Origin of the sequence: Serratia sp. NGAS9 (genome assembly GCF_009905295.1) — a bacterium.
Taxonomy (GTDB): Bacteria; Pseudomonadota; Gammaproteobacteria; order Enterobacterales; family Enterobacteriaceae; genus Serratia; species Serratia bockelmannii.
In genome coordinates, this window is record NZ_CP047605.1 from 912,904 (window position 1) to 929,183 (window position 16,280).

At 60.6% G+C, this 16,280-nt stretch carries 18 protein-coding genes and 1 tRNA gene; 8 read left to right on the forward strand and 11 right to left on the reverse strand.

From position 1 onward, the window contains the following. The first annotated feature begins 81 nt into the window (after window positions 1–81). Together GUC32_RS04250 and GUC32_RS04255 are read left to right on the forward strand one after the other, a co-directional pair. Window positions 82–157, forward strand: a tRNA-Thr gene (locus tag GUC32_RS04250). A 195-nt stretch (window positions 158–352) separates the two neighbouring features. Next, a complete protein-coding gene (locus GUC32_RS04255; RefSeq protein WP_015376761.1) occupies window positions 353–571 on the forward strand; it encodes a TM2 domain-containing protein in 219 nt (72 codons plus the stop codon). A 50-nt stretch (window positions 572–621) separates the two neighbouring features. Here GUC32_RS04255 and GUC32_RS04260 read toward each other — a convergent pair whose 3' ends face one another. Continuing rightward, on the reverse strand, window positions 622–1,152 hold the full coding sequence (locus tag GUC32_RS04260; protein WP_164063520.1) for a hypothetical protein: 531 nt from the start codon (window positions 1,150–1,152) through the stop codon (window positions 622–624). 485 nt (window positions 1,153–1,637) lie between these two features. On the opposite strand from GUC32_RS04260, the gene GUC32_RS04265 reads away from it, so the two are divergent. Further along, the gene (locus GUC32_RS04265; protein ID WP_369435576.1) at window positions 1,638–2,753 is read left to right on the forward strand and encodes a hypothetical protein; all 1,116 of its coding nucleotides are present in this window, start codon (window positions 1,638–1,640) and stop codon (window positions 2,751–2,753) included. Between the two features lie 3 nt (window positions 2,754–2,756). Here the strand turns inward: GUC32_RS04265 and GUC32_RS04270 are convergent, their stop codons facing one another. The 5 genes from GUC32_RS04270 to GUC32_RS04290 form a co-directional block, all read right to left on the reverse strand. Then, window positions 2,757–3,461 (reverse strand): hypothetical protein, encoded by a 705-nt coding sequence (locus GUC32_RS04270; RefSeq protein WP_025301678.1) that lies wholly within the window; start codon window positions 3,459–3,461, stop codon window positions 2,757–2,759. Window positions 3,462–3,477: 16 nt separating this feature from the next. Next, window positions 3,478–4,653 carry a hypothetical protein gene (locus GUC32_RS04275; RefSeq protein ID WP_043135547.1) on the reverse strand — a complete coding sequence of 392 codons (1,176 nt, stop codon included), beginning with the start codon at window positions 4,651–4,653 and terminating at the stop codon, window positions 3,478–3,480. Beyond that, window positions 4,650–5,936 (reverse strand): hypothetical protein, encoded by a 1,287-nt coding sequence (locus GUC32_RS04280; RefSeq protein WP_369435577.1) that lies wholly within the window; start codon window positions 5,934–5,936, stop codon window positions 4,650–4,652. The genes GUC32_RS04275 and GUC32_RS04280 overlap by 4 nt, the downstream gene beginning before the upstream one ends. A gap of 53 nt (window positions 5,937–5,989) precedes the next feature. After that, on the reverse strand, window positions 5,990–6,514 hold the full coding sequence (gene cybB / locus GUC32_RS04285; RefSeq protein ID WP_080271280.1) for a cytochrome b561: 525 nt from the start codon (window positions 6,512–6,514) through the stop codon (window positions 5,990–5,992). 268 nt (window positions 6,515–6,782) lie between these two features. Beyond that, window positions 6,783–8,384: an ABC transporter substrate-binding protein gene (locus GUC32_RS04290; RefSeq protein WP_025301682.1), complete on the reverse strand. Its 1,602-nt coding sequence runs from the start codon at window positions 8,382–8,384 to the stop codon at window positions 6,783–6,785. Between the two features lie 174 nt (window positions 8,385–8,558). Between GUC32_RS04290 and GUC32_RS04295 the strand changes: the two genes are divergently transcribed. Beyond that, complete coding sequence (locus GUC32_RS04295) at window positions 8,559–9,140, forward strand: flavin reductase family protein (protein ID WP_043135548.1); 582 nt, start codon at window positions 8,559–8,561, stop codon at window positions 9,138–9,140. Here the strand turns inward: GUC32_RS04295 and GUC32_RS04300 are convergent. Then, on the reverse strand, window positions 9,137–9,517 hold the full coding sequence (locus GUC32_RS04300; RefSeq protein ID WP_060447667.1) for a helix-turn-helix domain-containing protein: 381 nt from the start codon (window positions 9,515–9,517) through the stop codon (window positions 9,137–9,139). The two genes, GUC32_RS04295 and GUC32_RS04300, sit on opposite strands and share 4 nt — an antisense overlap. 84 nt (window positions 9,518–9,601) lie before the next feature. On the opposite strand from GUC32_RS04300, the gene GUC32_RS04305 reads away from it, so the two are divergent. After that, window positions 9,602–10,369 carry an NAD(P)H-dependent oxidoreductase gene (locus GUC32_RS04305; RefSeq protein ID WP_141997291.1) on the forward strand — a complete coding sequence of 256 codons (768 nt, stop codon included), beginning with the start codon at window positions 9,602–9,604 and terminating at the stop codon, window positions 10,367–10,369. Here GUC32_RS04305 and GUC32_RS04310 read toward each other — a convergent pair. Beyond that, window positions 10,366–10,614 carry a hypothetical protein gene (locus tag GUC32_RS04310; protein WP_019454278.1) on the reverse strand — a complete coding sequence of 83 codons (249 nt, stop codon included), beginning with the start codon at window positions 10,612–10,614 and terminating at the stop codon, window positions 10,366–10,368. The two genes, GUC32_RS04305 and GUC32_RS04310, sit on opposite strands and share 4 nt — an antisense overlap. 193 nt (window positions 10,615–10,807) lie before the next feature. On the opposite strand from GUC32_RS04310, the gene GUC32_RS04315 reads away from it, so the two are divergent. Both GUC32_RS04315 and GUC32_RS04320 read left to right on the forward strand, forming a co-directional pair. Next, a complete protein-coding gene (locus tag GUC32_RS04315) occupies window positions 10,808–11,212 on the forward strand; it encodes an Exc2 family lipoprotein (protein ID WP_060447666.1) in 405 nt (134 codons plus the stop codon). Between the two features lie 108 nt (window positions 11,213–11,320). Next, a complete protein-coding gene (locus GUC32_RS04320) occupies window positions 11,321–11,962 on the forward strand; it encodes a DsbA family protein (RefSeq protein WP_043135553.1) in 642 nt (213 codons plus the stop codon). A 35-nt stretch (window positions 11,963–11,997) separates the two neighbouring features. Here the strand turns inward: GUC32_RS04320 and GUC32_RS04325 are convergent, their stop codons facing one another. Further along, window positions 11,998–12,720: a phosphatase PAP2 family protein gene (locus GUC32_RS04325; protein WP_060447665.1), complete on the reverse strand. Its 723-nt coding sequence runs from the start codon at window positions 12,718–12,720 to the stop codon at window positions 11,998–12,000. A 222-nt stretch (window positions 12,721–12,942) separates the two neighbouring features. On the opposite strand from GUC32_RS04325, the gene feaR reads away from it, so the two are divergent. After that, window positions 12,943–13,842, forward strand: a complete 900-nt coding sequence (gene feaR, locus GUC32_RS04330) for a transcriptional regulator FeaR (RefSeq protein ID WP_049206237.1) — start codon at window positions 12,943–12,945, stop codon at window positions 13,840–13,842. A 33-nt stretch (window positions 13,843–13,875) separates the two neighbouring features. On the opposite strand, the gene GUC32_RS04335 is transcribed toward feaR, so the two are convergent. Continuing rightward, window positions 13,876–15,375 (reverse strand): aldehyde dehydrogenase family protein, encoded by a 1,500-nt coding sequence (locus GUC32_RS04335; protein ID WP_016928934.1) that lies wholly within the window; start codon window positions 15,373–15,375, stop codon window positions 13,876–13,878. Between the two features lie 159 nt (window positions 15,376–15,534). Beyond that, window positions 15,535–16,173, reverse strand: a complete 639-nt coding sequence (gene leuE, locus GUC32_RS04340) for a leucine efflux protein LeuE (RefSeq protein WP_004940625.1) — start codon at window positions 16,171–16,173, stop codon at window positions 15,535–15,537. Between the last annotated feature and the right edge of the window lie 107 nt (window positions 16,174–16,280).

Genomic DNA, 16,280 nt, shown 5'->3' on the forward strand with positions numbered 1-16,280 from the left:
CCCGGCGGCTATTGACTCATTTCGCGCGCAGGTCTACCTTGTTCAACGCACTTCCGGCTTGCCCCGCAGGCCCGGCTCGATGCCGATATAGCTCAGTTGGTAGAGCAGCGCATTCGTAATGCGAAGGTCGTAGGTTCGACTCCTATTATCGGCACCATCTCTCCTTCAGATTCCCTTTGCTTACCTTTTCGTCGGTTAAACAACCGTTTAATTAATCACTGTTATAATTACCCCTGTTGAGCCTTGATGGGTGAATGTTTTCTCCTCAAGCACTGCGATGCGGCGCTCTGCGGAGCGGCATCCGTTTTTTGGACATGCCGGTGGTTCGGTGAGAAGTAAGGAGAAGTGCACTATGAGCAGAAAAGACAAGCTCGCGGCGGCCCTGCTGGCCATCTTCCTGGGTGGGCTGGGCATTCACAAGTTTTACTTAGGTATGAAGTGGTGGGGGCTGTTCTACCTGCTGTTCTGCTGGACGGGGATCCCGGCGATTGTCGGCTTTATCGAAGGCATTATTTATCTGTTCCAATCGGAAGAGAAGTTCAACCAGAAATACAATCCGGGTCTGATTTAAGGCTTTGCTGACGGCGCTTCCTGTTGCGGGAAGCGCCGTTTTTCATTCCGCTACTGTTTCTTCATCATCTTGCCGCGCATCTCTTCACTCATCATTTTATTCGAGCTGGAGATCACGCAGTTATATTGCTTGCCTTGGTTGATGACCATAAAGGTGCTGACCGGATTTTTAAAATCTTTGTCGATGGTGAAATAAATATAGGCCTGCGGCAACGCGGCCGGTTTAAAGGCGCCGAAGGCATACACATCCGCCAGGCCCAGCGCGGAGAGATCGACCGTCAGTTCCATCGGCTGTTTGTCATTCGGCGATGGGAACATCGATTTGGCCGACATCATCATGGTGCTGCTGTTGATGCTGTAATCGGTTTTAACCTTCATGCCGATATATTTCGATTCCGGCATGGAAAGTTCTTTTTGGCAGGCGGCGTCGTGCTGTGGCGCCGGGCTGCCGTTTTCCATCACGGCGTGCACGTGTTCCAGCGTCACTTCCGCGCTGCCTGTGGTAGGCTGCGCATCGGCCGCGTAAGCCGCGCCGCTGAAGGCGGCCACAGAGGTAAGGATAATGCCCGTAACGATTTTCATTGTCGGTCTCCGGAATGCTAATAATGATATTAATTGCGGTGTGTAGCCTATTGGTCCGATAAAATGCAAAGTGACCCGTTCCGCGGAGATAAAATACCCTCGGAATTTTTATAATTAATAGCGTTTCACCCACACGGTATGCGAGGTTTGTTTAATTATATTGGGAGCCTTTCTCTTTTGTTTTTCAGTCTGTTTACCTGCATATAAAGAGTATGTATAAACATAGTCAATGTTTAGAATATGCACAAATTACTGCAGTTTTTTTCCCTTTTATCTTTTGGTTTTTAATAGGGTTGCGAATATTGCATTGAGATACAGGGAGTTGTCTTTTCTACGTTCAAATCACTCTTTGAAGCGTTATTTATGTGATCTTTGTAGTCACAGAAATAACGCTGAAATTATTATCTTTCTATTTAACGGCTAATTATTCATGGCATAGGCTTCAACCCTTTGCGTTTCCTGCGCTAGAATCAGGCGGTTTTCTCGTGGAAAAGGATATCGCCATGGCCGCCTGGGCCTTTTTGATCGTCGGTTGGGGGTTGATTTGGCAGGATCACCCGATTTTCGGCGTGCTGTGCATCGCGCTGTTTGCCGTGCTGCAATGGGTGAAGTACGCCGCTAAAGGCGTGCAAGACCCCGAAGAGGCCGCAGAGTGGCGCAAAACCGACTGGCATTCGCAGCCGATTGAAATGGCGCACGCCGGCGACAGCGATCGGCAGATTGGCGGCGTGGGGGAGCTGGGCATGGGCGGCCCCAGTTTTTGGACGCTGCTGCTGCGTGACGGGGCGATTGTGCATGGCGCCTGTGCGGCGCCGCAGGACGTGGACGATGGCAAGCTGCGCCTGATCCCGACCCGCAGTCGTGAGGGTGAGGGGCTGACGGTGTACGAGCCTGCTGCCCGGATGATGTACGCGCTGCCGGCATTGACCGATCGCGAGCAGGACGCGCTGGCCGCCGGTACCGCCGAGGCGCTGGCGCGGCTGCGGGCGACGTGTCGGCAGGTGGAGGCCACGCCGTTGCACCTTGTGCGCGGTCTGTGGGTGCCGCAGTGGGTAGCGGATCCGGCCGATCGGCTGGAGATCACGTTGCCCAGCGGCCGCGTGCTGGCGGCGCGCTCGATGTTGCCGGCGGATCTGCGCCAGGCGGACGATCCTGCCGCGCTGCTGCATACGCCGCCTTATGAACTGTTGCTGGATAACAGGCCGACCGATCGCTTCGTGCGCGATCTCGAACGCGTGGCGGAATCCCCGGCGGGTGACGGTTTGAGCGTCGGCGGCTGCCAGTTCCGCGGCGAGCATATCGTCGATGGCCTTTACCATCTGTACTTCGCCGGCGAGTGGTTCAGCCTGCTCTCTTACGCGCATAAACCGGCGGGCGGGCGCGGTTCGGACACCACCTTTTTCGTCGAGCGGGTCGAGCCGCAAGACGGCGGGGTGTTTGTGATTGAGTGGGATGCCTACAGCGTGGGGCCCGACGGGCGTGAGCCGCGCGTGCCGGCCCCGCCGGTATTGGTTATCGCGGTGAGTTGGCAGGAAACGCCGCTGCAGTTGCCAACGGCCAACAACCGCGTGACCGTGCGCTTGCCCAACGCCGCGGCGTAAGGCTTAAGGCAGCACCCTGACTTCGCCGTCGTGCAAGGTCAGCACCGCGATCGGGCTGCCGGAGAAGCACTCCCTAAAGATCCAGTCGCTGGGCCGAAACGCCGCCGCAGGCAGCCCGGCCTGCCACTCCTCCCACTGCGGGGTCGGCTTATCCGGCGGTAAAGAGAAAGAGACCAGCCAACCCGCTTCGCAGTGCACCCTTTGGCCGCTCGGGCGGGTAAAGGTGTGCGCGCTCGCCAGCTCCATCACCGGCGGTAAAACCTCGAAGGCGATGATCGGCACGCCGGCCACGCTCTGCGGCTGAGGAAAACGCACGGCGGTCACGCCGTTCATCGTGATAGGGCTGTCTTCGGTGCCGGGCAGGCGTGGCTCCTGGCGGTTTACCCAACTGCCTTTCGGCAGCGTCGTTTCACCGAACGGCTTTGCCTCGTCGAGCGTCAAGTAGCTGCGTTGATTCCAACGATCTTCCGCCCGCTGGCTCTTGATGTCCTGGATGGCCATGCCGATCAGCATCAGCGCGAACGCCACCGGGTAGATCGCCAGCGCCGAGGCCAACAGATAGCCGCCCCAGGAAAGCGGCGGGCGCGGGCGGCCGCAGCGGGCGGCGGCGTAGCGCCAGCCCCACCAGGCGAGCAGGATGCCGGCGAGCAGCAGGGCCAATAACAGCGCCAGCAGGCCGGCGGCGCCGGCGCCATAACCTAACAGCATGGCAAGTTCCTTATGTTCACGGCGTGGTGGAGCGATAGCGAACGAAGTAGGGCAGCGCCGGGATCTCCCCGTCATCGTCATAGTGGCTTTCTGGTTCGATCACGGTTTGGCGCGCGTCGTCGCGCCCGTTGTACCGGTACTCCAACGGCTGTCGGTAGTGCACGTCGGATGAGCGCAGATCGAAAATCAGCGAAAGACGCGCATCGCCGTTATCCGTTTGGGCGACCAGCTTATCGTTGCCCGCCCAGAGCTGATACAGCGATTTATCGCCGGTCTCCAGCAGCACCTTCAACTGCCCGTCGGATTGATAACGCAGAAGCTGATACAGCCCTCTGTCCAGCGTTTGTGCGATCAGGTAGATGCCGCCGTCCGGGGCTTGCGCGCTTTCCTCCACGCGCACCAGCAGCCAATGCATTTCAATCACCTCGCCGGTTTTACCGTTAACGGCGATGTGTAACGCGCCAGATCCGAGCACCGGGTTCATCCAGAAATGCACGCGGTCGCCATCAATGGCGGTGAATATCTCGGGTACGGATTTGCGCTTACCGGAGGCGTAAGCCGTCGGTGACTCCTCCTCGCCGCGCTCAAAGCCCAGCAGTTGCCGCGCGTCCAGCAGCGCCGGCAGATCCAGCGTCTGCCGCCAATGGGCGCCGAAGTCCGGGCTGTAGAATACGCCTTCGGTGCTGATGAGATACAGCGCGCGTTTTCCCGGTTGCGCCACCAGTTTGCCGCCGACAAAGGAAGGCCGGTTGTCGTCGCCCTCCGGCCAGGGGATCAGCGCCCCGATGGTACCCCGTTGCACATCAACCAGCCTGCGGCCCTCAGAGAGAAAAAGCACGCACTCCTGCTCGCCGCAAACCGCATCGTGGATCAAGTCGTCGAGTTCCCCCAGCATTTGTAACCCTTTTGGGCCGGCAAACAGCACCTGGCTGAGGTAGTTGGCCGCCCAACCGTAAAAGCTATTGTACGCGCGGTCTTCACTTCTTTTGCTGGTGAGCAGCAGGGCGCCGTCCGGCGCCGGGTAGCTGTGGATGAGATCGTAACGGGCTATCGTCGGCAACGCCTGGTCGCCCCGAGTCCATTGCCACTGCGCATAGCGTTGCTCAGGGGCGAGCAAATAGACGCCCAGCGCGCTGGCTAAAAACAGCGTCAGGATAATAAGGGGTCTTTTATAAAGCGCTAACGTCATCATTTCAGCTCCGTCACCTGAGCCTGCCGCCACAACCTGCGGCGCAGATTTCGCAGGTATTTAAACGTTTTAAACGTGCGGTGCTGGTCAAAAGAGTACAGGCGACAGATCTGGGCGAAACCCTCGATCAGCAGCGCCAGGCCGCTGACCATCAGCATCAGCAGCAGAATAATCGGCGGCAATTCACTGCCGAGGCGCTTCAGGGTCCAGGCATCCAGGTAAAAGCCCGCCGGGGTATCGGCGTTATCCACCACCGTCATGCCGAGCACAAAACACGCCACGATTGCCCCAAAAATGAAGACAACGCGCGCGCACAGGTTAAGGCCGGCTTCGGTGAAGTAGCGGCTGCCGCCGATGAGATAGGTTTGGCGATCGCGATGATTGATGATCCCACGCACCGTCGGCAACTCGGGGACGGTGTCGTTTTCGCAATACAGCACCTGCAGCGGATCGCCTTTGGCGATGAAAAGCGGATGTTGCCGACGAAATACTGGGTGCAGTTTGGTATTGGGGACGTTGAGCGCGCGGGTCGTCAACGCGAAGTGCCTCTCCTTCTGACGCCACGCATAAGTGTCCAAATACTGCACCTGCCGCGGGATCTCATAGTGGCAGAGTTCGTAGCTCAGGGCGTTGACCGTCTCTATGCTGGAGGCCTCGACGCCCTCGGGGAGGGGGAACTCGGTTTGTGGCATTGCGGGCACTGGCGCGGCGTCTGCGCGGACGGCCCGGTATCTGATGCCGGGGATTTTCAGGCTGAGCGAGCCGGGCGGCGTGACGTCTTGCCCCTGCAGCACGCGATCCAGCGCTCTGAGCAGGCGCCTGCGGCCGCGGTGCGCAATCAACAGGAGCTCCGAACCGACGAACAGCACCATGCCGATGCCGATAAGGCCGGCGATGATGGCGATAAAGAACAGGACGATGGTCAGCCAGGAATCTTCCCGGTCCATGATGAAAAAGGCCGCCGGGAAACCGCCGGCCAGCGCCGCGCCCAGCAGCAGCAGGGCGAAGTATTTCAGCTTATATTTCAGCGTTCTGTCAGGCTCCAGCCGGCCTTTCGTGCCGTGCAGCAGCCAGTGCAGCCAGTAGCTGCCGTCCCGCAGGCGGTGGGCGCCGATCTTCACCCGATCGCCGGCAGCGAGCCTGGCCAGCAGATTTTCGCTGTCGCTGAAGTCATCGCGATAAAAAAAGAACGTCTGGCCGGAGGCGATGATCCTCACCAGATTGTCGGGCGCCGTCTGTTGGCAAGCGCATTGCTCGACGGTCACATGAAAAAATTGGGTTTGCATATCATTCCCTGTCAGCAGGCGTGGCCCGAAAATTCATCCCTGGCGCCGGATGGTCAGCGCTTTTTCATCAGTGGCAGCATGCGCACCAGCGCATTGTCCTTGACGATATAGTGGTGGAATAGTGCGGCGGCGGTATGCAGGCCGATCAGCCAGTAGCCGAATGACGCCAGCGTTTTGTGCCAGCCGATAATCGCCCGCGCCTGCGGCCGATCGGCCACGTCGGCGAACGGCATCGGCAGGCCGAATAGATACCACTCTTTGCCCCCCAGATAGCGCGAATAGACCCCCAGCACCGGCAGCGTCAGCAGCAGCAGGTAGATCAGGGTGTGCGTCAGGTGCGCCAGGCCGGTTTGCCACTTCGGCGGTTTGGGCGCGATGGCGGGCGAGGGGTGGCGCCAGCGCAGGAACAGGCGGGCGATCATCAGCGCAAATACCGTTACGCCGCAGCTGAAGTGGGTGACAACCAGCACGTACCAAGGGGCGCTGCCCGGTTCGGCAAAGCCCCGCAGCTCGATGGTGACACAGGTGATGACCAGCAGGATCGCCACCAGCCAGTGCAGGCGAATTTGCCACGGCATGTAGGTGTTCTGCACCGGGTTACCTTTTGATGTTAAAGGGTCTGTGCGTCGATGGTAACGAAATGTTACATCGGAGGAAAGCGCGTGCGCGCAATTTAGGCAAAACGCCAGGTTCAGCTCGCTTATTAAGCTATTGGTTTAGTGGGATATGCGTCTGGTGATAGGTGAGCGCCGTAAGTTATGAAGCTAATAATGATAGGTTCAGAGGCTGGCAGCTTATTAAGCGATGAAGCGGGTTACGCCGCAGCCCTCGCTGCGGCGCCTAAGATCAGTTCAATTTGGCCTTGGCGAAATCGCTGCCGTTCACGTCCACCACATAGCCGCTCAGGTTGCTGCGGGTGGCGTAGAACACTTTGCCGGTGGCCAGCGGCAGCCACGGCGCCTGTTTGGCGAAGATCACCTGCGCCTGTTGATACAGCTTGGCGCGCGCCTGCGGCTGGTTCTCCTGGATCGCCTGCTGGATCAGCCGGTCATAATCCTTATCGCACCAGCGTGCCACGTTGGCGCCGCTCTGCACGCCGGCGCAGCCGAGCAGGGTGGCGAAGTTGTCCGGATCGCCATTGTCCGACACCCAGCCGTACAGCGCGCTCTGTTGCTCGCCTTTGCGCAGCCCGGCCAGATACTGCCCCCACTCCCAGGTGACGATCTTGGCCTTCACGCCCACCTTCGCCCAGTCGCTCTGGATCATCTCGGCGATGCGCTTGGAGTTCGGGTTGTAAGGGCGCTGTACCGGCATCGACCAGATGTCGGTTTCAAAGCCCTGTTCCAGCCCGGCCTGCTTCAGCAGCTCGCGCGCCTTCTGCGGATCGTAGGCGTACTCCGGCAGTTTGTCGTTGTAGCCCAGCATGCCCGGCGGCAGCAGTGAATTGGCCGGCGTGCCGCTGTCTTTGAACACCGCGGCGACGATCGCTTTCTTGTCCACCGCGTAGCTCAACGCCTGACGCACCAGCAGGTTGTCGAACGGTTTTTTCTGGGTGTTGAACGCCAGATAGCCGACGTTCAGCCCGGTAATGTCGTGCAGCTGCAGGTTGCCGTCGGCCTTGATGGCGGCGAACTGTTCCGGCAGCGGCGCGGGGATGATCTGGCATTCGTTGGTTTTCAGCTTGGCCAGCCGGGTTTGCGGATCCGGCGTGATGGAGAAGATGAGGTGCTTGCTGGCCACTTCGCCCTGCCAGTAGTGCGGGTTGGCGATGTAGCGGATCAGCGAATCCTGCTTGTACTGCTGCAGCGCAAACGGCCCGGTGCCGATCGGCCAGTTGTCGACGTATTCCGGCGTGCCCTTTTTCAGCATGGCGTCGGCGTATTCGGCGGACAGGATCGAGGCGAAATCCATCGCCCAGTCAGCGACGAAGGCGGCGTTGGGCTGGCTCAGCGTGAAGCGCACGTGATGCTCGTCCACCGCTTCCACCTTGGTGATCAGCTTATCCAGGCCCATGTCGGTGAAGTATTCATAGTTGCCGCCGGAGACCTTGTGATAAGGGTTAGCGGGATCCTTCTGCCGCATCACGGTGAACACCACGTCTTCGGCGTTGAAGTCGCGTGTCGGGGTGAAGTATTTGTTGCTGTTGAATTTCACGCCCTGGCGCAGGGTAAAGGTATAGGTCTTGCCGTCCGGGCTGACGCTCCACTCGGTGGCCAGCGACGGGGCCGGGGTTTTATCGCTTTCGCGCAGCGTCACCAAGCGGTTGTACAGCACCTGCGAGGTGGCGATAAAGGTCGGCCCGGAGCTGGAGAGCTGCGGGTTGAACGATTCCGGCGAGGCGACGGTGCAGTACACCAGCGCATCGGAAGCGGCCAGCGCGCCGCCCGCCGACAGCAGGCCGCAGCCGGCCAGCACCAATCCGGCGATAGGGTGTTTTAAAAACGTCAAGGCAAGATCCTCAGGTGGAGTGGGCCGTTACCGGCGAATTGATCTAACTATAGATAACGGATGGCGAGACGGGGAACAAGCGTCTCACCTGCGCATTCTGTGCGCCCCGCGTTGCCTGCCGCCGCAGCGCAGATCTACACTGCGGGACAGTCAGTCACTCGCAAGGATTTCCCGATGAGCCACTTTCGTCCTGTCGCCCTCGAACACGCCAGCCGCCTGCTGAACCACGGCCCGACAGTATTGATCACCAGCCGCAGCCACGACGGCGCCAAACGCAACGTGATGGCCGCCGCCTGGTCGATGCCGGTGGAGTTCAGCCCGCCGCGCATCGCCATTGTGGTGGACAAAGGGGCGCACAGCCGGCAAATGATCGAGGAGAGCGGCGCATTCGGCATTTGCGTGCCGGCGGCCATGTTCATCGACGCCACCTACGCGGTTGGCAGCGTGTCCGGGCTGGATGAAGACAAGTTTGCCCGCTTTCACATCGCCGCAGCGCCGAGCGCCACGCTGCAGGTGCCGCTGATCGAACAGGGTTGCGTGGCGTGGCTGGAGTGCCGCTTATTGCCGGAAAGCGGCGCACAGGAAAAATACGACACCTGCTTCGGCGAGGTGTTGAGCGCGGCAGCGGACGAGCGGGTGTTCCAGCAAGGGCGCTGGAACTTCACCGCCGCCAATGCGGATCTGCACACCATTCATCATCTGGGGGCCGGCAACTTCGTGCGCAGCGGCGAGACGCTGCGGGCCAAACCGCTTTAATCGGTCTCGCGTCCGCGGTCGGCATCATAGCGCTCGCGGGCGGCGTCCAGCTCGGGGAAATGGTATTCCGCCCATCGGTCCAGCGCCGCCAGCGTCTCGACCAGCGAGCAGGCGACGGCGCTGAGCCGGTATTCCACATGCGCCTGATTCTTTTCACTTAAATCTAGCCGTTCGAGCAGCCCGTTGCGTTCCAGCTGGCGCAGCGTTTGCGTCAGCACCTTCTGCGAAATGCCGTCGATGCGGCGCAGCAGCTCGCCGTTGCGCATCGGGCGCTGCGCCAGCGCAGGCAGGATCAGCATCACCCACTTGCCGGAAATCAGCGCCAGCGCATCGCGTGCGGAACACTTGCTCGAATAGACGTCGCCGGGATAAGCCATTGGGGGTTACCTTCAGGTGCGTAATTGCCAAGGGGACGATAAAGCCACAGCATAACAGCACCACCTTACAACGGGAGACACAGGATGAACGTGCTGATTGTGCTGGCTCACCCCGAGCCGCATTCTTTCAATGCCCATTTGGCCGAACAGGCGCGGCAGGCCTGGCTGGCGCAGGGGCATCAGGTGAAAACGGTCGATCTGTATCAGGAGGGGTTTGATCCGCGCGAGGGCGCCGGCCATTACCCCAGCAGAAAGCAGGTGGACCGGTTCGATGCGATGCAGGAGCAGCGCCATCACTGGACGATCCAGGCGCTGCCGGCGGAGATCCGGCGGCATATCGAGCTGTTGCGCTGGGCGGATACGCTGGTGCTGCAGTTCCCTTTCTGGTGGTTCGGCGCGCCGGCCATCATCAAGGGCTGGATGGATCGGGTGTTCGTTTACGGCGGGATCTACGACAGCCGCCACCGCCATGAGAACGGCGTGATGTGCGGTAAGCGGGCGCTGCTGACCGTGACCGCCGGCGCTTCCGCACAGGCCTGCGCGCCGAACGGGCGCGACGGCGATATGCGGCTGATGCTGTGGCCAATCATGCATGCGCTGCACTATATCGGCTTTAGCGTGCTGGAGCCGTTCCTGGTCTATGGCGTGCGCGGCGGGTTGGCGGGCGAAGCTCTGGAGGCGCAAAATGTCGCTTTGGCACAGGTGACACAGACGTACCGGGACGGTTTGAACGCGTTTTCCACCTGGCCGGCGGTGCCGTTCAATCGCAATGAAGATTTTGACGCCGATCTGGCGCTGAAGCCCGGCGCGCCGGTCTACAGTCCGTTCGTGCGGCACCGCGATCCGGATTAGAACCCGGCCTTCAGCAGTTCCTCGCGCAAATCGTCGATAATCGCCGGTTCGATGTCGGGGAACTGTTGCTGAATATCGGCGATGGCTTCGGCCACGCTGGGGCCGGCGAAAGTGCCGGAGAAGGGCAGCAGCGGCAGATTGGCGTCGCTGTCCGGCAGTTCGCCGCGGATGGTGCCGGTGATCATGCCCGCTTTTTTTTCCGCCGTGAGGTCGTACTCCCCCACGTTTTTGTCGATCGGTTTCATTGGCCGCCTCGCTGTCGGTGAGTGTTTACCCTGTTCTGTTAAAGCATAGTGTTTCAGGCAATGAATACCAATCAGTGTATATAATATTAATATAAAACAATGTGATGCGTTTTTTGTCGTTTGACGTTTGCCGGGTGGCGGCGCTATGCTCGTGGCGCTAAAGGAACCTTCCTCACTGACAGGGACAGACGACATGAAAAGACTGAAAAGCGCGGCGCTGTTGTTGCCGCTGTTGGCGCTCAGCGCCTGCACCCATCACCTCAGCAGTGCCGAGCAGCATGCCAAACACTACGTTTATCAAACTCGCGACGATTTTGATCCGCAATTCCGCACCGATGTGAACGGCAGTATTAAGAACGCCGTGCCGATGTTCGAACAGTTCTACCAGCTGGGGAAAAAGGATCGCGCGGCAGGCGTGGCGCGCAGCGAGGCGCAGAAAAAGGCCGATTACCTGGCCAGCGCGGAGTTCCAGCAGAACATGGAACACAAAACCATTTTCATTAATCGCGCCTACAGCAGCGCCGACAATCCTAAGCGCCGCCAGGTGCTCTCACAGGAAGCGGTAGGTGCGTACTGGGACGGTTACGAAGGTCGCTGAACATAATCCCTCACAAATAGAAGGTAATAAAAACTGGTCTTCTGGCGGTTATTTGATTATAAAAACCGCCGCTAAGGACGATGTTCATAGATGAAACCAGGAGTGTTTATGTTGGCAAAAGTTAAGCGTTCGTTCGCCGCCGCCGTCGTATTGATGTTGGCGCTGCCTGCGGTTCAGGCCGCGGATTACCGTGCGGGCGAGCAATACACCCGGCTGGATAAGCCGGTGGCCGCCGCGCCGGCGGTGGTGGAGTTCTTCTCCTTCTACTGCGGCCCTTGCTATCAGTTCGCCGATACCTATCGCGTAGGCAGTACCGTGGCGCAGGCGCTGCCCGCCGGTGAGAAAGTCACCAAATATCACGTCAGCCTGATGGGCAAACTGGGCAATGAGCTGACCGAAGCCTGGGCGGTGGCGACGGTGCTGGGCGTGGAAGACAAGATTGAAGGGGCGATGTTCGACGCGGTGCAGAAACAGCGCGCCGTCAACGGCGCCGACGATATTCAGCGGGTGTTTACGGCGGCCGGCATCGATGCCGCTACCTATGAAAACGCGCGCCACAGCCTGCTGGTCAAAGGATTGATCGCCAAGCAGAACGAAGCGGTGAAAGCATTCGAGGTGCGCGGCACCCCGTCGTTCTACGTGGCCGGCAAATACAAGATAGACAATGCCGGCATGGCCAGCACCAGCGTTGAAGGCTACGCCAAAGAGTACGCGGCGGTGGTGCGTTACCTGTTGGACAAACAGCCGTAAACCGGGCCGTCAGGGCCCGGTGCTAGCCGCCGGGTCTATTTCGCCGCGGGTAAATCCAGCGCCTGGCGCAGCTCGTCGCGTGCTTGCCGGTACTGCTGCTGGAAATCCTGCTGCTGTGAAAGCTGCTGGCTGATGACGCTGCCGGCGATGCGGCCCATCTCGATATCGGAAGGGTAGTGGATCCCCGCCACCACCCGGTTGTCGCCGTATTGCCAGGCGCGCGTCATGATGGCGGCACGCTTCTCCGGCACCATATTGGCCAGGGTGATGCCCATCAGCGTGCCCAGCGTGGTGTGGCCGGAAGGCCAGGAGCCGGAGCTGGAGCGCTTGACGATCGGCTCGATGCGGCTGTCCAGCATATGCGGGCGCGGGCGCTTCCAGAAATCTTTCGCCGGATCGACCACCGCCGCTTCGGTTGCGACGATGCGATCGAAGAAGGCGCTCACGGCCGGCAACGCTTCGGCGTTGAACTTCGGCCCCATCACGTTGCTGTATACCCAGACGTTCTCTTCCGCATCCGCCTTAGCCTGGCTGGCCATTTCCGGCGTGCGTTTCTGCTGCATGTCGAGCACTTCCCGCAGTTCGCGCTGGGTCTGCGCCGAGTCGTTGGCCGGCGGCGGCGGCAGGATGTGGGTCAGATCCACCTGCTGCGCGGTGGTGAACGGTTGGGCTTCCTCTGCCGCCTGCGCATGGAACGCGGCCAGGGCGCTGGTGGTAAACAAACACAGCGCTAAAATGGATTTCTGCAACGATTTCATCGGGTCATGTCCAGGGAGTCAACGTGAAGGGGGAACAGCCTGTATTTTTGGCGAGGCCTGTGACGATGAGATGACGGTTTCGTGGCGGATTGATGACGGGCGCCCGATGATCTGTGATCGCGGCGCCAAATCCCCCGCTCGCCATTGATTGTGTGTTAACGGATTGTTATGGTGTTTTTCTGTTCAACGGCGCAGCACCGCTGCTGTTTGAAGGGAGAGATCATGACGGCATTGGCAACGCTCCGGGACGTCGGCTTCGAAGAGTGGCTGGGGAAAATCAACACCGCCTGCGGCCGATTCTGCGCGAAAACGTTGGGGCCCGGCTTCAGCGGGGCGATGCAGGAGTTTCGCGCCCATGCCCTGCGCCTGAGCGTGGTCGATGTGTCCCAGGCTCGGCTGTACCGCACGCCGCGTGAAATTGCCCGCAGCGACGGTGCGCACTTTTTCACCGTCATCCAGCTGCGCGGCAGCGCATTGATGGAGCAGGGCGATCGCCAAACGGTGCTCTCTCCCGGCGACATGACGCTGATCGATGCCTCACAGCCCAGCAGTTTCACTTTCCAGCGCGATTCGCGCCAAATCTCCCTGTTGTTGCCGCGCGGCTGCCTGCCGCTGCCGCCGCCTTGCGCTCAGCGTCTGGGAGCCGAGCTCAGCGCGGTGCGCCTCAGCCGCCAGCTGGTGCTGAGCAGCATGCAGGATCCTCAGCTTGCCGCGGCGGAAAGCGAGGCGGTGCTGAATGCGCTGGCGGCGCTGCTGCGCCCGGCCCTGGCGCTCGAGCAGGCGCGGCCGGAGGGGCAGCAACCGGTCTTTGACAAGGCGCTGGCATTGATCGACAGGCATATTCAGTCGGCGCAGCTGCGCCCTGAGTGGGTGGCGGCCGAGTTGGGGGTGTCGTTACGCAGTCTGTATCGGGTGTTCGCCCGTCAGGGGCTGGTGGTGGCGCAGTACATCAGGAACCGCAGGCTGGATCTGTGCGCGCAGGCGCTGCGCAGCGCCGCCGGGCAGGAAAAACTGGCCGGCGTCGGCCTCGACTGGGGCTTCACCGATCACAGCCATTTCTCGACCGCTTTCAAGCAGCGTTTCGGCATGTCGCCGAGCGAATACCGTCGGCAGTATCAGTAAGTCAGGGCGCGGGCCAGGCCCGCGCCGCTTCACTCAATAGCGGATGCAGACCGATTTCGATTCGGTGTAGGCATCCAGCCAATCCGGGCCGAAATCACGGCCGCTGCCCGACTGTTTGAACCCGCCGAACGGCATGTTCGGGTCGATCAGCGTATGGGTGTTGACCCACACGGTGCCGGCCTGAATGCGCGGCGTCAGCGCCATCGCCTGCTGCAGGCTGGTGGTCCACAGGCTGGCGGTCAGCCCGAAGTCGGTGTCGTTGGCCTTGCTCAGTGCCTCTTCGGCGCTCGCCACCCGAATCAGGTTGACCACCGGGCCGAACACTTCCTCGCGCGTCAGGTTCAGCCGATCGTCCGGGTTGATCACCAGCGTCGGCGGAATGTAGAAGCCGTTGGCGTCCGGCCCGGCCGCGCCGCCGATAAGCTCAGCGTTTTTCGCCCGGGCGTCGTCCAGGTAGGCCGCCACCTTGTTGCGGTGCGCGAGCGACACCAGCGGGTTGATTTGCGCGCCGGTATCCATCCCCGGCCCGACCGACAGCGATTTCACCGCCTGTTCGAATCCGGCCACCAACCGATCATAAATCGGCGCTTCAATATAAATTCGCGAGCTGGCGGCGCATACCTGCCCCTGATTGAGGAAGCTGCCAAGCATCAGGCCTTCGATCACCTGCTGCGGATCGGCATCTTTCAGCACGATGGCCGGGTTTTTGCCGCCCAGCTCCAGCGTCACGCGGGTCAGGCGATCCGCCGCCGCGCGCGCGATGCTTTTGCCCACCGGGGTGGAGCCGGTAAAGCTGACTTTGGCGATCAGTGGATGTTCGGTCAGCGCTTTGCCGCACACGGTGCCGCGGCCGGTGACCACGTTGAACACGCCCGGCGGCACGCCGGCTTCGCTCGCCAGCTCGGCGATGCGCAGCAGGGTGAGCGGGGTGGTTTCCGACGGCTTGATGACGATGGAGCAGCCCGCGGCCAGCGCCGGCATCACTTTCCACATGCCGATCATCAGCGGGAAGTTCCAGGGCACGATGCCGGCGACCACGCCGATCGGCTCTTTACGGGTATAAACCTGATATTTGGCGCCCGGCGGCATCGGAATAGAGACGTCCAGCGTTTGACCGGTGATTTTGGTCGCCAGCCCGGCGGTGTAACGCATCCAGTTCAGGGTGCTGCCGACTTCGAAAGCGCGGGCGATGTTGATGGATTTGCCCTGCTCCAGGGTTTCGAGCTGCGCCAGCTCTTCGGCGTGCTGCTCCACCAGATCGGCGAAGCGCAGCAGGATACGTTCGCGCTCGACCGGTAGACGCTGCGCCCAGACGCCTTCACTGAAGGCTTTGTGGGCGGACTGCACCGCCAGTGCGACGTCGTGTTCATTGGCGTCGGCGGTGGTGGCGATCTGCTGCCCATTGGCGGGGTTATACACCGCCAGGCGGCCTTCCGCGGCGGACGCGCGCCACTGGCCGTCGATATACAGCCCATGCTGACGATCGAGAAAACGCGATACGCTATCCAGCACGGCTACGGTATTGTCAGACATACATCCTCCGATCAGGCTCATCAGGTTATCGTTAACCCTGCAAGTCTAGATCAGCGGGAAAGCGGCGGCTTTGGTCTGCCTGACATTCGGTTTGTCCTGCGTGTCATTTTGCCGTGACGGAAGGGTAAACCGAGGCCGGCGGGCGCCGGCCGGGAGGGATCACGAGCTCAGGGTCGCCAGACGGGTGGCGAAACCAAGGAACAGCAGGCCGATCAGGCCGTTGCCGAGCTTCGCCAGGCCTTTCTTGTGATTGAAGAAATGCGCCAGCATCGCGCCGGAGAAGATCAGCGTGCTCATGTAGATAAAGCTGACGGCTTCGAGGATCAGCGCCAAAATGGTGAACGACAGCCCGGTGTGCGCATAGTTGAAATCGATGAACTGCACGAAGAACGACACGTAAAACAGGATCGCCTTCGGGTTGGTCAGGCTCAGCGTCAGCGATTTTCGCAGAATGCTGTGGCCGCCCTCAATCTGCTGCTGTTGCGCCTGCGCCTTCTGCACGAAGGTGGCGTAGAGGATTTTTGCGCCGAGGAACAGCAGGTAAATTGCGCCGAGAAAACGCACCAGGGTAAACAGGAACGGCGTGGTGCGGATCAGCGACGCCACGCCGATATAGGCGCAGAAGATCAGGATCGCATCGCCGATAAACACGCCCAGCGCGGCGGTATAGCCGGCGCGCACGCCGCGCGATATGCCGGTTTTCAGCACGTACAGCGTATTCGGCCCCGGCAGAATGATGATGAAGACCACCCCGGCCAAATAGGTCCATAAATTCAGGACGCCAAAACTCTCTAACACAATAACCTCTCCATGCGCGCAACTAACAGGCAAAAACACTGGCCACGCCCGTGGCCGGCCGCGATCCTAACGCCGTGCAACCAGGTTGGCAACGTAATAAACTTCAT

Coding starts and splice junctions, on each gene's coding strand:
- GUC32_RS04255 (WP_015376761.1), top strand. CDS start 353: ATGAGCAGAAAAGACAAGCTCGCGGCGGCCCTGCTGGCCATCTTCCTG.
- GUC32_RS04260 (WP_164063520.1), bottom strand. CDS start 1,152: ATGAAAATCGTTACGGGCATTATCCTTACCTCTGTGGCCGCCTTCAGC.
- GUC32_RS04270 (WP_025301678.1), bottom strand. CDS start 3,461: ATGCTGTTAGGTTATGGCGCCGGCGCCGCCGGCCTGCTGGCGCTGTTA.
- GUC32_RS04275 (WP_043135547.1), bottom strand. CDS start 4,653: ATGATGACGTTAGCGCTTTATAAAAGACCCCTTATTATCCTGACGCTG.
- GUC32_RS04280 (WP_369435577.1), bottom strand. CDS start 5,936: ATGCAAACCCAATTTTTTCATGTGACCGTCGAGCAATGCGCTTGCCAA.
- cybB (WP_080271280.1), bottom strand. CDS start 6,514: ATGCCGTGGCAAATTCGCCTGCACTGGCTGGTGGCGATCCTGCTGGTC.
- GUC32_RS04295 (WP_043135548.1), top strand. CDS start 8,559: ATGAGCCACTTTCGTCCTGTCGCCCTCGAACACGCCAGCCGCCTGCTG.
- GUC32_RS04300 (WP_060447667.1), bottom strand. CDS start 9,517: ATGGCTTATCCCGGCGACGTCTATTCGAGCAAGTGTTCCGCACGCGAT.
- GUC32_RS04305 (WP_141997291.1), top strand. CDS start 9,602: ATGAACGTGCTGATTGTGCTGGCTCACCCCGAGCCGCATTCTTTCAAT.
- GUC32_RS04310 (WP_019454278.1), bottom strand. CDS start 10,614: ATGAAACCGATCGACAAAAACGTGGGGGAGTACGACCTCACGGCGGAA.
- GUC32_RS04315 (WP_060447666.1), top strand. CDS start 10,808: ATGAAAAGACTGAAAAGCGCGGCGCTGTTGTTGCCGCTGTTGGCGCTC.
- GUC32_RS04320 (WP_043135553.1), top strand. CDS start 11,321: ATGTTGGCAAAAGTTAAGCGTTCGTTCGCCGCCGCCGTCGTATTGATG.
- GUC32_RS04325 (WP_060447665.1), bottom strand. CDS start 12,720: ATGAAATCGTTGCAGAAATCCATTTTAGCGCTGTGTTTGTTTACCACC.
- feaR (WP_049206237.1), top strand. CDS start 12,943: ATGACGGCATTGGCAACGCTCCGGGACGTCGGCTTCGAAGAGTGGCTG.
- GUC32_RS04335 (WP_016928934.1), bottom strand. CDS start 15,375: ATGTCTGACAATACCGTAGCCGTGCTGGATAGCGTATCGCGTTTTCTC.